This window comes from Micromonospora sp. AB353 (genome assembly GCF_049538395.1).
Lineage (GTDB): Bacteria > Actinomycetota > Actinomycetes > Mycobacteriales > Micromonosporaceae > Micromonospora > Micromonospora aurantiaca.
Map to the genome: position 1 here is coordinate 13,900 of NZ_JBMVFV010000007.1, position 15,318 is coordinate 29,217.

Annotated in this window: 14 protein-coding genes; 10 read left to right on the plus strand and 4 right to left on the minus strand. The window is 72.6% G+C overall.

The window, feature by feature from the left end; translation table 11 throughout:
* Window positions 1–31: 31 nt before the first annotated feature.
* Window positions 32–2,743, plus strand: a complete 2,712-nt coding sequence (gene purL / locus ACPCK6_RS05560) for a phosphoribosylformylglycinamidine synthase subunit PurL (protein ID WP_423480501.1) — start codon at window positions 32–34, stop codon at window positions 2,741–2,743.
* 10 nt (window positions 2,744–2,753) lie between these two features.
* Entirely contained in the window at window positions 2,754–3,503 is a 750-nt protein-coding gene (locus ACPCK6_RS05565; protein ID WP_194802214.1) for a 2-phosphosulfolactate phosphatase, read from the plus strand.
* A gap of 91 nt (window positions 3,504–3,594) precedes the next feature.
* On the opposite strand, the gene ACPCK6_RS05570 is transcribed toward ACPCK6_RS05565, so the two are convergent.
* Window positions 3,595–5,922 (minus strand): carboxypeptidase-like regulatory domain-containing protein, encoded by a 2,328-nt coding sequence (locus ACPCK6_RS05570; RefSeq protein ID WP_423480502.1) that lies wholly within the window; start codon window positions 5,920–5,922, stop codon window positions 3,595–3,597.
* Between the two features lie 160 nt (window positions 5,923–6,082).
* Between ACPCK6_RS05570 and ACPCK6_RS05575 the strand changes: the two genes are divergently transcribed.
* From ACPCK6_RS05575 to amcA, 5 genes are all read left to right on the plus strand, one after another.
* Entirely contained in the window at window positions 6,083–6,436 is a 354-nt protein-coding gene (locus ACPCK6_RS05575) for a sterol carrier family protein (protein WP_423480503.1), read from the plus strand.
* 168 nt (window positions 6,437–6,604) lie between these two features.
* Window positions 6,605–8,122 carry an amidophosphoribosyltransferase gene (gene purF, locus ACPCK6_RS05580; RefSeq protein WP_334466481.1) on the plus strand — a complete coding sequence of 506 codons (1,518 nt, stop codon included), beginning with the start codon at window positions 6,605–6,607 and terminating at the stop codon, window positions 8,120–8,122.
* Window positions 8,123–8,179: 57 nt separating this feature from the next.
* On the plus strand, window positions 8,180–9,334 hold the full coding sequence (purM, locus tag ACPCK6_RS05585; protein WP_135242749.1) for a phosphoribosylformylglycinamidine cyclo-ligase: 1,155 nt from the start codon (window positions 8,180–8,182) through the stop codon (window positions 9,332–9,334).
* A gap of 127 nt (window positions 9,335–9,461) precedes the next feature.
* On the plus strand, window positions 9,462–10,553 hold the full coding sequence (gene amcB, locus ACPCK6_RS05590; RefSeq protein ID WP_423480561.1) for a cyclophane-forming radical SAM peptide maturase AmcB: 1,092 nt from the start codon (window positions 9,462–9,464) through the stop codon (window positions 10,551–10,553).
* The gene (amcA, locus tag ACPCK6_RS05595; RefSeq protein WP_135242751.1) at window positions 10,534–10,746 is read left to right on the plus strand and encodes a multiple cyclophane-containing RiPP AmcA; all 213 of its coding nucleotides are present in this window, start codon (window positions 10,534–10,536) and stop codon (window positions 10,744–10,746) included. The genes amcB and amcA overlap by 20 nt, the downstream gene beginning before the upstream one ends.
* Window positions 10,747–10,897: 151 nt before the next feature.
* Here the strand turns inward: amcA and ACPCK6_RS05600 are convergent, their stop codons facing one another.
* A complete protein-coding gene (locus ACPCK6_RS05600) occupies window positions 10,898–11,113 on the minus strand; it encodes a DUF3073 domain-containing protein (RefSeq protein WP_013283429.1) in 216 nt (71 codons plus the stop codon).
* Between the two features lie 291 nt (window positions 11,114–11,404).
* Window positions 11,405–12,487: a Glu/Leu/Phe/Val family dehydrogenase gene (locus ACPCK6_RS05605; RefSeq protein ID WP_135242752.1), complete on the minus strand. Its 1,083-nt coding sequence runs from the start codon at window positions 12,485–12,487 to the stop codon at window positions 11,405–11,407.
* A 175-nt stretch (window positions 12,488–12,662) separates the two neighbouring features.
* Between ACPCK6_RS05605 and ACPCK6_RS05610 the strand changes: the two genes are divergently transcribed.
* The gene (locus ACPCK6_RS05610) at window positions 12,663–13,502 is read left to right on the plus strand and encodes a DUF8083 family protein (RefSeq protein WP_318331837.1); all 840 of its coding nucleotides are present in this window, start codon (window positions 12,663–12,665) and stop codon (window positions 13,500–13,502) included.
* 256 nt (window positions 13,503–13,758) lie between these two features.
* Window positions 13,759–13,968: a BldC family transcriptional regulator gene (locus ACPCK6_RS05615; RefSeq protein WP_007073996.1), complete on the plus strand. Its 210-nt coding sequence runs from the start codon at window positions 13,759–13,761 to the stop codon at window positions 13,966–13,968.
* Between the two features lie 93 nt (window positions 13,969–14,061).
* Here the strand turns inward: ACPCK6_RS05615 and ACPCK6_RS05620 are convergent, their stop codons facing one another.
* Window positions 14,062–14,439 carry a PPOX class F420-dependent oxidoreductase gene (locus tag ACPCK6_RS05620; protein WP_135242754.1) on the minus strand — a complete coding sequence of 126 codons (378 nt, stop codon included), beginning with the start codon at window positions 14,437–14,439 and terminating at the stop codon, window positions 14,062–14,064.
* Window positions 14,440–14,493: 54 nt separating this feature from the next.
* Between ACPCK6_RS05620 and ACPCK6_RS05625 the strand changes: the two genes are divergently transcribed.
* The gene (locus ACPCK6_RS05625; RefSeq protein WP_135242755.1) at window positions 14,494–15,273 is read left to right on the plus strand and encodes a class I SAM-dependent methyltransferase; all 780 of its coding nucleotides are present in this window, start codon (window positions 14,494–14,496) and stop codon (window positions 15,271–15,273) included.
* The last annotated feature ends 45 nt before the right edge of the window (window positions 15,274–15,318 follow it).

The following is a 15,318-nucleotide window of genomic DNA, read 5'->3' on the forward strand; positions in this document are numbered from 1 at the left end:
GCACCGGCGGCGAGCGCAGCAAGGAGACGTCATGACCACCCATCCGGACCCGGCCCTGCGCGAGGCGCAGGGCGTGGTGCCGCAGGCCGGCCCGAACGACGACTGGGCGCTGGGCGTGGACACCGTTCCCCGGGCCGCCGACTCGCCGGAGGAGCTTCAGCCGTACGCCGAGCTGGGCCTCCGCGACGACGAGTACGACCGGATCCGGCACATCCTCGGCCGCCGGCCCACCCAGGCCGAGCTGGCCATGTACTCGATCATGTGGAGCGAGCACTGCTCCTACAAGTCGAGCAAGGTGCACCTGCGCCAGTTCGGCGAGAAGGCGCCGCCGAGTGATCGGCTGCTCGCCGGCATCGGCGAGAACGCCGGCGTGGTCCGGGTCTCCGACGAGCTGGCGGTGACCTTCAAGGTCGAGTCGCACAACCACCCGAGCTTCGTCGAGCCGTACCAGGGCGCGGCGACCGGCGTCGGCGGCATCGTCCGCGACATCCTCGCCATGGGCGCCCGCCCGGTCGCCGTGATGGACCCGCTGCGCTTCGGCGCGGCCGACCACCCGGACACCGCCCGGGTGCTGCCCGGCGTGGTCGCCGGCGTCGGCGGCTACGGCAACTGCCTGGGCCTGCCCAACATCGGCGGTGAGGTCGTCTTCGACCCCTGCTACCAGGGCAACCCGCTCGTCAACGCGCTCTGCCTGGGCGTTCTGCCGGTCGACCGGCTGCAGAAGAAGGACGCCACCGGCCCCGGCAACATCGTGGTGCTGATGGGCGCCAAGACCGGCCGCGACGGCATCGGCGGCGTGTCCGTGCTGGCGAGCGCCACCTTCGACGAGGGCAGCGAGCAGCGCCGCCCGTCCGTGCAGGTGGGCGACCCCTTCATGGAGAAGCTGCTCATCGAGGCGTGCCTGGAGCTGTACGACGCCGAACTGGTCGTCGGCATCCAGGACCTCGGCGGCGCCGGCCTGACCTGCGCCCTCACCGAGACCGCCGCCTCCGCCGGCACCGGCATGCGGGTCTGGCTGGAGCGCGTGCCGCTGCGCGAGCCGTCGATGGAGCCGCACGAGATCCTGGCCAGCGAGTCCCAGGAGCGGATGCTGCTCGTCGTCTCGCCGGACAAGCTCGACGCGGTGCTCAAGACCGCCGAGAAGTGGGGCGTCTGGGCCACCGCCATCGGCGAGGTCACCGCGCCGTCGGCGGACGGCCAGCCGGGCCGCCTGGTCATCACCTGGCGCGACCAGCTCGTGGTGGACGTGCCGCCGGGCTCGCTCGTCGACGACGGCCCGGTGTACGCCCGGCCGATGCGCGAGCCGGCCGACCTGATCCTGCTCCAGGCCGACCGCGCCGAGACGCTGCCCCGGCCGAGCACCCCGGAGGCGCTCCGGGAGACCGTGCTGCGCATGATCGCGTCGCCGAACCTGGCCGACAAGACCTGGGTGACCGAGCAGTACGACAGGTACGTGCTCGGCAACACCGTGCTCGCCCAGCCGGAGGACTCCGGCGTGATCCGGATCGACGAGCGCAGCGGCCTCGGTGTCGCGCTCTCGGTCGACGGCAACGGCCGGTACGCCCGCCTCGACCCGTACCACGGGACGAAGCTGGCGCTGGCCGAGGCGTACCGGAACGTGGCGGTGACCGGCGCGAAGCCGATCGCCGTGACCAACTGCCTGAACTTCGGCTCGCCGGAGGACCCGGGCGTGATGTGGCAGTTCGCCGAGGCCGTGCGCGGCCTGGCGGACGGCTGCCTGGAGCTGGGCATCCCGGTGACCGGCGGCAACGTCAGCTTCTACAACCAGACCGGTGCCGCGGCCATCCACCCGACCCCGGTGGTCGGCGTGCTGGGCGTGCTCGACGACGTCGCCGACCGCGTACCGATGGGCTTCGTGCCGCGTCCGGCCGGCGACCACGACCAGCTGTTCCTGCTAGGCGAGACGCACGTCGAGCTGTCCGGCTCGGAGTGGGCCTGGGTGACGCACGAGCACCTGGGCGGCATCCCGCCGCAGGTCGACCTGGCCCGTGAGCGGCAGCTCGCCGAGCTGATGGCCGAGGCGGCCCGGGTCGGGCACCTCAGCTCCGCGCACGACCTGTCCGACGGCGGCCTGGCGCAGAGCCTCGTCGAGTCGGCCCTGCGCCGTGGCGTGGGCGCCCGGGTCGTGGTGCCGGAGCACTTCGCCGGTGGCTCGATGCCGTTCGTCTTCCTGTTCAGCGAGTCCGCCGGCCGCGTGCTGGTGTCGGTGCCGCGCGGCCACGAGAAGGCGTTCACCGCCCTGTGCGCCGAGCGCGGCGTGCCGTGGGAGTTCATCGGCGTCACCGACCCGGCCTCCGGTGCGCTGGAGGTGCACGGCCAGTTCCGGATCGGCCTGGACGAGCTGCGCGAGGCGCACACCGGGACGCTCCCGCGCCTGTTCGGCGCCGCCGAGGCGGCCCGGGTGGAGGTGGAGGCGACCCGTACCGGGACCACCACTGTGCTTCCGGCCACCGCCGAGCAGCCGGTCGGCGTGGACCCGGCCGCTGTCGACGCCGAGCCGATCGCCAAGGCCGGCCGGGACACCCCGGCGGCCGACGCCGAGGCGTCCGCACCCGCCGCCGCGACGGAGCCCGAGGCGTCGGCTGCGGCGTCCGACGAGGCCGAGCCGACCGACGGTACGGCGACGCCGGCCGTCGACGGAACCCCGGACCAGGACGAGTCGGCGCCCGCCGCCGGGTCCGACGGTCCGGCTCCCGGTGAGCCGGCGCCGGGTCAGCGCTGAGGCGCTGGCCTTGGCCGTCTTCGCCCAACCCGGCTCCGGTGCCCGGTTCGACTGGGGACTGACCGGGGCGGCGGAACTCGGCCGGGTCTGCGCCGCCCTGGTGGTGGTGGACGTCTTGTCGTTCACCACCGCCGTGGAGGTGGCGGTCAGCCGCGGCATGCGGGTGCACCCGTTCCCGTGGGGTGAGCAGGCCGCCGACTACGCGCGCCGGGTGGGTGCAGTGGCCGCCGTGGGCCGCCGGAAGACGACGGCGGAGCACCAGTGGTCGCTGTCCCCGGCGGCGCTGCGGGCCGCGCCGGTCGTCGCCGACCTGGTGCTGCCGTCACCGAACGGCTCGGCGATCAGCGCCGCCGCCAGCGCCACCGGAGTGCCGGTGGTCGCGGCGTGCCTGCGTAACGCACCCGCCGTCGGGCGCTGGCTCCTGGCCGAGGGGTACGGCTCGAAGGACGCACCCGTGGGCGTGGTGGCGGCCGGGGAGCGCTGGCCCGACGGATCGCTGCGGCCGTGCGTGGAGGACCAGCTCGGTGCGGCCTGCGTACTCGACGCGCTCGCCGGGGTGCCCGGCGGGCTCTCGGTGGAGGCCGCGATGGCGCTCGCCGCGCTGGCGAGCACGCCGGACGTGCCGGCGGCGGTCCGGGGCTGCGTCTCCGGGCGGGAACTCGCCGAGGGCGGCTTCGCCGAGGACGTCACGGTCGCGACCGAGGTGGGCGTCTCCGACGTGGTGCCGGTGCTCCGCCAGGGCTACTTCGCCCCCGCCTGAGCACGCTTCCAACTCCCGTCCTGCGGGGCCCGCTGACGACTGTGGCCGCCCCCTGTTCGCGGGCGGCCACAGTTCTCACGTCCGGTGCCTGTCAGTCGTCCAGCCAGTCGAGGCGTCGTCCGCTCCGGTCCGCCTGACCGTCCGTCCGGGCACGGCCCGCCTGTGCCGGGTCGTTGGGGTAGCCGTTGTCGTAGCCGCCCCCGCGCTGCTGCGGCGGCTCCTGGCCGTAACCACCCTGCTGGCCGTAACCACCCTGCGGGGCCTGACCGTAGCCGTCGCCGTACCCGCCGCCCTGCTGGCCGTAGCCGCCGGACTGGTGACCACCGTCGTAACCGCCACCGGTGTTGCCGTAGCCACCGGCCGGCGCGTCGCCGTATCCGCCCTGCGGGCGGGTGCTGTCGTAGCCACCGGTCGCGCCGCTGTCGTAGCCGCCGGCGCCCTTGTCGTAGCCGCCCTGGGACCGGTTGTCGTAGCCACCGGGGTTGTCGTAGCCGCCCGCGGGCGCGTCGCCGTATCCGCCCTGCTGCCGGGTGCTGTCGTAGCCGCCGGCCGGGGCATCGCCGTAGCCGCCGGCGGGGGCGTTGTCGTACCCGCCGGTCGGCGCGTCGCCGTAGCCGCCGCCCGCCGCGCGACCGCCGCCGTAGCCCGGGGCGTCGCCGTACCCGCCGGTCGGGTTGTCGCCGTAGCCACCACCAGCGGCGTTGCCATAGGCACCAGTCGGCTCGCCGTATCCGCCCTGCGGCCGGGTGCTGTCGTAGCCGCCGGTCGCGCCGTTGTCGTAGCCGCCCGACGCGGCGCCGCCGTAGCCACCGGCCGCACCGTAACCGTCGCCCTGCTCCGCGCCACGGCCGTACGGGGCCGAGCCGGCCTGGTCGTAGCCGCCGCGGTCCTGCTCCGGCTGGTAGGTGCTGGTCGGGTACGGGTCGGCCGCCGGCGCGTACTGCGTGCTGTCACCGGTGTAGCGGCCGGTGGGCTCGTCGAAGCGCTCGTTGCCGTAGCCGCCGCCCTGGGCCGCGTATCCGGCCGCGCCAGCCGCCGCGCCTGCGGCGTAGTCCGGGCTGCTGTAGCCGGCACCGGAGGAGGGGCCGTTGCCGTAGCCGGCACCGGAGGACGGGCCGTTGCCGTAGCCGCCGCCCGAGGAGGGCGCGTTGCCGTATCCGCCCGCGCCGCCGTAACCGCCCTGGCCCGCTGCGTCGTCGCCGTAGCCGTAGCCGCCCTGGCCGCCGCCTGCGCCGTACGCCGGGCCGGGCGGTGCGCCGTACGGGTCCGGCGGGACGTCGTCCACGACCGGCCGCTGGAGCATGGTGGGGGCGTCGCTGATCGAGGGGCCGCCGACCATCGTCGCGGCCGGCCCGGCGCCCATGCCGTTCACCACGCGGGTCTGGTCGTCGGTGCCGTGGTAGGCGCCCCGGGCCGCCGGGATCGCACCGGCCGCGCCGGGCCCACCCGGACCGGACGGGCCACCCGGACCGTCGCCGTCACCGTCGTCGCCCTCGTTCTTGCGGCGCATGTAGAGCAGCACGATGGTGCCCACGCCGACGGCGACGAACAGGCCGCCGAGCAGGATGAGCAGCCAGGAGCCGAAGCCGCCGGAGTCCTCGTTCGCGGTCGGCTGCTGCGCGGCGGGCGCCTCCGCCGACGGGGTGTCGGTCGCCTCTTCGTCGAGCGGCTCCTCCGACGGCGGGGCGGACTCACTCGCCGACGGGGTGGCGCTCGGGCTCGCCGACGCCTTCAGCTGGATGCTGAGCCGGACACCGGTCACCGACTGGCCGGCGTTCGCGTTTATCGACCGGGCGACCGGCGAGGCGCCGTCGGTGGAGGCGCCGAGATCGATCCGGCCGGGCGCGATCGGGTTGGAGTCGGAGCCGCTGAAGCTGAAGTTGCCGTTGCCGCTGGTGTTGGTGCGGCGTTCCTTGCCCGCGCTGTCGCGGAGCATGACGAGGGCGCCCTCGATCGGATCGCCGTCGGCGTTTACCACCTTGCCGGACACCGTCTTGACGGTCTGCGGCTGCTGCGGCGTGGGCGGGGCGGCAGCCCTCACGGTTACCCGGAGCGGACGCTCGCTGCCGCCCACCTTGATCGTCGCCTGCCCGTTACCCGCAGGGGCATCAGGGGTCGCCGACAGAGTGAGCTGGACATCCTTTTCCTGCTCGCCATTGAAGGCGATTGGACCGCAGCCGCCGCAATTGACGCCGTCGGGAAGGTTGACCACGTCAATGTCGGCAGACGTCTCACCGTTACCCAAACGCACCTTGACCGTGACCGGACTGCCTTGACCGGCATTCACCGTCACGGAGTTGGTGGCGGTGACGATCTGTGCCGCGAAGGCGGGAGCTGCGGGGACGGTGAGCAGGGCGCCGAAGACCAGCGCTACGACCACACCGGCCCGCTGCTTCCAGGCACGTCGGTGTGTTGACACGTCCACCGCCTTCCGGGTCTGATCGCCCCGTCGGCCGTTCGGCCGAGGTTGATCACTCACGGTACGAATAACGCCGTCGGCAACTATGCCTTGTCTGACCGGATCATCTCTACCCAGGGCCGCCGTCGGCCGGCCTTCTGCCGGGTCGTATCGTCCCGTCGTGTCCTCTCCGCACGCTTATTCCGAAGCGGTACTCGCCGCCCTGGCGGCGCTGGACGAGGGGCGTACGCCCGAACGGCCGGTGCTCCGGGAGGCGGTCCGGACCCTCTTGGCTGCCCTCGCGGATCGCGCCCCCGGCCGATCGGTGGAGGTGCGCGTCCCACCCTACGGTGCGGTGCAGTGCGTGAGTGGTCCACGACACACCCGTGGTACGCCGTCGAACGTGGTGGAGATGGACCCGCCGACGTGGCTGGCGGTCGCCACCGGACGCCGGGGGTGGGCGGAAACGGTCACTGAGGGTCGCATCCGGGTCTCCGGAAACCGGGCTGACCTCTCCCCGTACCTCCCGATTTGAGCGCCGGCCAGCGGAAACCCTGCTCACTCTGAGCGGAGACTTCGTGACTGTCGGTGTCGACTGCTGGTCGCGTACACTGAGAGCCGACGACGGTCCCGGCCCATGCGTGCGGAGCTGCCCCCCTGACTCCGCCAGGCCAGTCCAGACCCCACTGCGAGGGAGCGGCAGGTGCCCCGAGGCGATGGCCGGCTGAGCCACGACCTTGACCCCCAGCGACCCGGCCCACAGGACGCGTGCGGCGTCTTCGGCGTCTGGGCGCCGGGTGAAGAGGTCGCCAACCTCACCTACTTCGGGCTCTACGCCCTCCAGCACCGCGGTCAGGAGGCCGCGGGCATCGCGGTGAGTGACGGCTCCGGCGTCGTGGTCTACAAGGATCTCGGCCTGGTCGCCCAGGTGTTCGACGAGCCGACGCTGGCGAGCCTGCGCGGGCACGTCGCGATCGGGCACGCGCGCTACTCCACCACCGGCGGCTCGACCTGGGAGAACGCCCAGCCGACCATCCGCGCCACGACCGCCGGCACCACCATCGCGCTGGCGCACAACGGCAACCTGGTCAACACCGCCGAGTTGCAGCGCGAGGCCGCCGTGCGGGGGCTCGACTCCGACGGCTCGACGAACGACACCTCGCTGGTCACCATGCTGCTGGCGAGCCGGCCCGACCTGTCGGTCGAGGCGGCCGCGCTGGAGGTGCTGCCGCAGCTGCGCGGCGCGTTCAGCTTCGTCTTCATGGACGAGTCGACGCTCTACGCGGCGCGCGACGCCCACGGCGTACGCCCGCTGGTGCTCGGCCGGCTCGAACGCGGCTGGGTGGTGGCGAGCGAGACCGCCGCGCTGGACATCGTCGGCGCGAGCGTGGTCCGCGAGGTCGAGCCGGGCGAGCTGATCGCCATCGACGAGAACGGGCTGCGGTCCAGCCGGTTCGCCTCGCCCGAGCCCAAGGGCTGTCTCTTCGAGTACGTGTACATCGCCCGGCCGGACGCCACCATCGCCGGTCGCAACGTGCACGCCGCGCGGGTGCAGATCGGCCGCCAGCTCGCCAAGGAGCACCCGGTCGAGGCCGACCTGGTGATCCCGGTGCCGGAGTCCGGCACGCCGGCCGCGATCGGCTACGCCGAGGAATCCGGCATCACCTACGGCCAGGGCCTGATGAAGAACCCGTACGTCGGGCGCACGTTCATCCAGCCCTCGCAGACGCTGCGCGCGCTCGGCGTCCGGCTGAAGCTGAACCCGCTGCGCCAGAACGTCCGCGGCAAGCGCCTGGTCGTGGTGGACGACTCGATCGTGCGCGGCACCACCCAGCGGGCGATCGTCCGGCTGCTGCGCGAGGCGGGCGCGCTGGAGGTCCACGTCCGGATCTCCTCGCCGCCGGTGAGCTGGCCCTGTTTCTACGGCATCGACTTCGCCACCCGCGCCGAGCTGCTCGCGAACGGGCTCGACAACGACGGCATCCGGCGGTCCATCGGCGCCGACTCGCTCGGTTACGTATCGCTGCCCGGTCTCATCGCCGCGACCGAGCAGCCGAAGAGCCGGCTCTGCCGGGCGTGCTTCGATGGGGAGTACCCGATCGAACTGCCGGCCGGGAACCTGATCGGCAAGCACGTGCTCGAAGGAGTGGGACGCCGGGTCGCCGTCGAGGCGGCCGGGCCGACCGGTCCGCTCGTCGCCACACCGACCCACCACCCGTAGCACCACCGACGCGGGTCCGGCCGCTCCGGGCTCGCGGGAACCACAAAGGGGAGAACCGTGACGCACGTGTCCGAGCGCAGCGGCGCAGGATCCAGCCCGACGGGCGCCGGCGGCGACCGCCAGCCCTGGTCGGCGGGGTCCAGCCGGACGCAGCGCAAACGCTCGGTCTCGTACGCCGACGCCGGGGTGTCGATCGAGGCGGGCGACCGCGCTGTCGAGCTGCTCAAGTCCAAGGTCAAGGAGACCCGGCGCCCCGAGGTCATGGGTGACCTGGGCGGCTTCGCCGGCCTGTTCCGGCTGGACACGAAGAAGTACAAGAACCCGATCCTGGCGTCCTCGACCGATGGCGTGGGCACCAAGCTGGTGATCGCCCAGCAGCTCGACATCCACGACACGGTCGGCATCGACCTGGTCGCGATGGTCGTCGACGACCTGGTGGCCTGCGGCGCCGAGCCGCTGTTCCTGCTCGACTACATCGCCACCGGCGAGGTCGTGCCGGACAAGGTCGCCGAGATCGGCGCCGGCATCGCGGACGGCTGCCGGTACGCCGGCTGCGCGCTGCTGGGCGGCGAGACCGCCGAGCACCCGGGCGTGCTGCGCCCCGACGAGTACGACATCTCGGCCACCGGCGTCGGCGTGGTGGAGGAGAGCGAGATCCTCAGCCCGGACCGGGTCGAGGTGGGCGACGTGGTGATCGCGATGCGCTCGTCCGGCCTGCACTCCAACGGCTACTCCCTGGTCCGGCACGTGCTGCTCGGCGCCGGTCGGATGCGGCTGGACGTGGTGATCGACGACTTCGGCCGCCAGCGGACGCTGGGCGAGGAGCTGCTCACCCCGACCAAGATCTACGCCCAGGACTGCCTCAAGCTGATCGCCGAGGCCGAGGTGCGGGCGCTGGCCCACGTCACCGGCGGCGGCATCCCCGGCAACCTGGTCCGAGTGCTGCCCGAGCACGTCGACGCGGTGGTGAACCGTTCCACCTGGAAGCCTCAGCCGATCTTCGACCTGATCCAGTCCAAGGGCCGGATCGAGGACCCGGAGATGGAGGCGACGTTCAACATGGGCGTCGGCATGTTCGCGATCGTCTCCGCCGAGGACGCCGACCGCGCGCTGGCCACCCTGACCGGCCGGGGCGTGGACGCCTGGCAGGCCGGCGAGATCATCGAGGGGTCCGGCAACGTGCAGATGGTCGGACAGCACACCCGAGGCTGATCACCCTGCGCCGATCGGCCGGGCACTTTATCGGGGGTTCACCCGAGCGGTCGCCGCGGCCTAGCCTGGAGGTTCGGTTTTCAGGCAGGCGGGGGAGGTGCTGATGGCTGCGCGCACGCCCGAAGGGATGCGGGGCATCGCCGCCGTCCCGTCGTACGTGGTGATGCAGCCGACGACGTTGTGCAACCTCGACTGCGCCTACTGCTACCTCCCCTTCCGGGCGGTCGACAGGCGGATGCCGGTGGCCGTCGCCGAGGCGGTGGCGGCGTCGGTGAACCCGTGGGCGGCGGGCGGTCGCTTCTCCGTGGTCTGGCACGGGGGCGAGCCGCTCGCGGCCGGCCGGGAGCACCTGGCCGCGCTGCTGGCGCCGTTCGGGCCGGACGTCGAGCACCACGTGCAGACCAACGCCACGCTGATCGACGACGCGTGGTGCGCGTTCTTCGCCGAGCACCGGGTGCGGGTCAGCGTCAGCGTGGACGGGCCGCGGGCGCGCAACGGTGAGCGGGTCACCCGGGGCGGGCGGCCCGCGTACGACCGGATCGTGGCGGGTGTGGCGGCGCTGCGCCGCCACGGCCTGCCGTTCTCGGCGCTCGCGGTGGTGTCGCGGCCGGAGCCGGGCCTGGCGACCGAGCTGTACGACTACTTCCTCGACCTGGGCTGCGACGTGCTCGGCGTCAACATCGAGGAGACCGAGGGCGTCAACACCCGGACGAACGCGCGCGACGAGGGCGCGGTCACCGGGTTCTGGGCCGAGCTGGTGGCGGCCTGGCGCCGGGATCCCCGGATCCACCTGCGCGAGGTGGAGTGGTCGCTGCGGTACGCGGGCGCGGTGCTGGCCGGTACCGCCGACGACCTGCTGCCGCGCAGCCTCGACCCGATCCCGACGGTCGGGCACGACGGCTCGGTGGTGGTGCTCTCGCCGGAGCTGGCCGGTTTCACCGACCCCCGGTACGGCGACTTCGCCAGCGGGAACGTGCTCACCACGCCGCTGGGGGACATCCTCGCCGGCGCGGCCGGTACGCCGTGGGTGGGCGAGTTCCTCACCGGTGTGGAGGCGTGCCGGGCGTCCTGCGCGTACTTCGGGTTCTGCGGCGGTGGGCACGCCGCCAACCGTTACTTCGAGCTGGGGCGTTTCGACGGTACGGAGACCGAGCACTGCCGCAACAGCAAGATCCGCCTACTGGAGGGAGTGTTGGAGCATGCCCGAGACCATCAGTGACACCGACCGGGAGGCGGTCGCCGACCGGGTGCGGGACGCCGCTGCGGGGCTTACCGCTCTGCTCCACGAGGCGGAGGCGGCGCGGCTGCTGCGGGCGGAGGTGTCGGGCGGTGACGGCGCCGACGCGGTCTGCGCGTGGAACCACTTCGAGAACATCCCGACGTTCTACAACTGGAACAACCGGCCGCGCTGAGGGGACGGTTCCGCGATCAAGGACCTGCCGGCGCGTCGGAGCGGGGCGCCCCGGAGCGCCGGCAGGTCCCTGATCGTCGGTCGTACGCCGGCTCAGCAGAGCACATGCGTGAGCACGCGGGGGTTACCGCGTGCTCAGATGTGACCGGAGGTCAGCGGGTCGGACGAGCCCAGGTGTCCGGGTCGTCGTCCGCGTGGTCCTCGTCATCGTCGTCGACATACTCTTTGTAGTCGTCGTCGAAGTTGTGCTCAGACTTTCCACTACCCGCCAGTTCGCGCTGCAAGGCGGTTAGGTCGGTGTTCGGGGAGTGGTACTTCAACTCCCGGGCCACCTTCGTCTGCTTGGCCTTAGCACGGCCGCGCCCCATGGCTCGACCCCCTCGCACAGAATGCGGGGCAGCCCGAAGGCGGGCCCCGATGACGTCAGGCATCTCTCGTGGCTCTTACGGTACATGGGGATGCCATCGTTCGGCACCTCGGGTCACCGTCGACCGGACCTGCGCGTCGCGGTGGTCCAGCTGTCACAAAGTGTACCGGGTAAGGGGTAACCCCCGGGGCTGGCCGTGACACCGGACATACCGGTACGAACAAGCCCGAGGATCAGCTTAACGCGCACCGCCTCCGGGGGCGGAGCGTCGCCCCGCCCCCGGAGGTGAGCTTCACCGCAGATGGATCGTCCGCAGCCGGCCGACCTCGGCCATCCGCCGCTCGGCGAGCCGGTCCGCGGCGACCGCCGGCGGTACGCCCTCGTCGTCGGCGAGCTGGAGGATCTGCCGGGTCGTGTCGAAGATCCGGGTGGCGCGCAGCTTGGCGCGGTCGAAGTTGAAGCCCTCGATCTCGTCGGCCACCTGGATCACGCCACCGGCGTTCACCACGTAGTCGGGCGTGTAGAGGATGCCCCGGTCGGCGAGCACCTTCTCGATGCCCGGGTGGGCGAGCTGGTTGTTCGCCGCCCCGGTGACCACCTTCGCCCGCAGCACCGGCACGGTGTCGTCGTTCAGCGCGCCGCCGAGCGCGCACGGGGCGTACACGTCGATGTCGGAGGCGACGAGCGCCGCGGTGTCATCCACCAGGGTGACCTGCGGGTGGGTGGTGCGCGCCCACTCCAGGGCGCGCGGGCTGACGTCGGTCGCCACGACCTCGGCGCCGTCGTCGAGCAGGTGGGCGGTCAGGTACTTGCCGACCTTGCCCAGCCCGGCCACGCCGACCCGGCGGCCGGCCAGCGTCGGGCTGCCCCAGACGTGCTCGGCGGCGGCCCGCATGCCCTGGAACACGCCCCAGGCGGTGAGGATCGAGGAGTCGCCCGCGCCGCCGTGCTCCACGCTGCGGCCGGTCACGTAGCGGGTCTCTCGGGCGATCACGTCCATGTCCGCCACGTAGGTGCCCACGTCGCAGGCGGTGTAGTAGCGGCCGTTGAGCGACTCGACGAAGCGGCCGTACGCGCGCAGCAGCGCCTCGCTCTTGATCTGGTCGGGGTCACCCCAGATGACCGCCTTGCCGCCACCGAGGTCGAGGTTCGCCAGGGCGTTCTTGTAGGCCATGCCGCGCGAGAGGTCGAGCACGTCGGCGAGGGCCTCGGCCTCGCTGGCGTACGGGTAGAACCGGGTGCCGCCGAGCGCGGGGCCCAGCGCGGTCGAGTAGATCCCGATGATCGCCTTCAGGCCGGACTGCTTGTCCTGGCAGAACACGACCTGCTCATGCCCCGTGGAGACGGGGTCGTCGGTACTGGCGAATACGCCCATGGCTGACTCCTGTGTCGGTGTGCGCCCTTGTGGGGCGCGGAACCCGGGTGGCACGCCGGCGGGATGCTGCCGGTGTCGTAGAGCCTAATATCGGCCCGAACCGTACTGTCGCGCATGTCACGCCACGGGCCCGAGGGCGGCGACGGGCGGTCCCGTCTCGTGGGAGGATCGCGCCGTGCCGTCGCTCTTCGCTTCATACCTGCGCGTGTACGAGCCGCTGACCGCCTTCGACCGGGACCGGCAGTCGTACTGGCGCCGGTACGTCAGCGAGGGTCGTGCGATCGCTCCGCTGGAGGGGCCGGTGCGGCAGCGGACCACGGTGATCGAGGCGCTCGGCGCCGGCTGGACCCGGTTACCCGACCTGCCTGACGAGGCGTACGTCCTGGAGTCCGACGACGCGCTGCTGGTCTGCCCGTGGAACCTGCGTATCCGGGTCGCCGAGGCGGCGCTGAGCGCCCGCGACGGCGTGCCCTCGGTGCTTGCCGACGCGTTCGTGCCACCGGTGCTCGCCGGGCAGGCCAAGGCCGTGGTGGAGGACTGGCGCAGCGGCGCCCGGGTGCTGGAGCACGGGGTGCCGCGGGTGCACGAGCAGATCGCCACCTGGGGCGTGCCGCTGCGCTGGTTCGTGCTGTTCGAGGCCGGCGAGCGGCACCTGGTCACCGATCCGGGGCGGCGGGCGCTGCGCTACCGCACCGAGATCTCCAAGGCGCGCCGCCGCGCGTCCCGGGCGCTGTCGGTGCTGCGCAAGTCGATCGGCGAGGCGCCGATCACCGAGGCGGTCGAGGAGGCGGCCCGGTGGCTGGAGGAGTTCCACCCGCGTTCGGTGGTCGAACTGGACTACGGCGGCCTGGTGCAGCTGCTGCCGGACGAGACGCTCGAAGCCGACGACTCGACCGATCTGGTGGCCGCCGGACTGTCCGGACTGGGCCGGGGCGAGGCCGAGGAGGCGTCCGCCGCGTACGACAAGCTGGTCGCCCGCTGGCGTGCGGTGCAGCTGCTCGAACGGTGCAACTGACGTCCGGTTTGCCCTGCTAAGTGGCCTTGGACACGAGAGTGTCTCGTAGCTGATGCGTCACGAACCGTGATCATGAGTCCGAATAAGGTACTTTCTGCGGCATAAAAGTCGTAAAAATCGGGCATGGTTCATCCGTCCGTCTAGCGACCTTCAGCCGTTCGGCCCATGTCGGACATCGGGGACTAGCCGGACCATGGGAGACGCGTCGGCCGGCGGGACCCCGGCCGATGTCTATACATGTGGAGGAGTGACCCCGATGGCATCGCGAACGCACGAACCTGAGCCGCTACTCACACCGGCCGAGGTGGCGTCGATGTTCCGTGTCGACCCGAAGACGGTGACCCGGTGGGCCAAGGCTGGCAAGCTCAGCGCCATCCGGACCCTCGGCGGTCACCGCCGCTACCGCGAGTCGGAGGTTCGGGCCCTGCTGCAGGGGCAGATCCCCCAGCAGCGCCAGGGAGACTGACGAACCGGCGTTCTCCGGCGTTCCGATCAAGGGCGGTGCCGTCACGGCGCCGCCCTTAATCGCGTCCGGGCTTGATCGTGTCGGGGGGCCGGCTCAGTCCAGCACGATCCGCAGCCCGACCGTGCCGCGCTCGCCCCGGCGCAGCCGGCTACCGAGCAGGCTCAGCCGCCCGATCAGCCGGTACTTCCGCTTGAGCAGCGTCCGTACCCGGTTCGTGCTCTCCGGGTCGGCGATCGTCGCGTGGCCCGGCACCGCCTCACCGTGCGGCCGGCCGCGCACGTCGCACGGCGCCACGGTGACCCGGCCGTCGCGCCGGATGCGCTTCACCTTGCCGGAGTCGGCCACCGTCCACACCGCGAGCCCGTCGCCGTCGCGTACCGCCCACACCGGAGTCGGCACCGCCCGGCCGTCCTTGCGGAACGTGGTGAGCAGGACGTACTTCTCCGCAGCCAGGCGGTCCAGGTCGGTCACGCCGCCAAGGATACGGCGGTCAGGGTGCCGCCGACCGCCGGATAGCGTGCTCTCATGACCGGGGAACCCGAGATCGGCGACGTGTTCGGCGAGATGATCCGCGACGCGTACGCGGTCGCCACCGGGATCGGCCCGCGCCCGATGGCCGGCGGCCGCCTGCCCCGCCCGGTCATCGAGATCATCGAGCGCGACGACGGGCTGATCAACGGCGCGCCCGCCGGGCACTACCTGGACCCGCCGCAGCGGTGGCAGCCGCACGACCACCGGGCCGTGGACCGGGTACGCGGACACGTGCTCGACGTCGGCGTCGGCGCCGGCCGGATCGCGCTGCACCTCCAGGAGCGCGGCGTGCCGGTCACCGGGCTGGACACGTCGCTCGGCGCGCTGCGGGTCAGCCGGCACCGGGGCGTACGCGACCTGGTGCACGGCACCGTCGACGAGCACGCCGCCGACGGCCACCGGTACGACACGTTCCTGCTGCTCGGCAACAACCTGGGACTGTTCGAGGGGCGGGAACGCGCCCCGGCGATGCTCGCGGCGCTCGCCGCGCTGGCCCGTCCCGGCGCCCGGGTGATCGCCCACGGCACCGACCCGTACGGGACCACCGACCCGGTGCACACCGCCTACCACGAGCGCAACCGGCAGCGGGGCCGGATCGGCGGGCAACTGCGGCTGCGGCTGCGCTACCGGCTGCTCGGCACCGACTGGTTCGACTACCTGGTCTGCTCGCCGGAGGAGTTCGCCGAGCTGGTCCACGGTTCACCGTGGCGACTGGCCGACGTGGACGACACCGACCACCCCTACTACCTCGCCACGCTGGAACTGCGGCGTTAGGAAGGGCCCCTTTCAAGCGCCTAGGCGTTAATAAGGGGCCCTTCC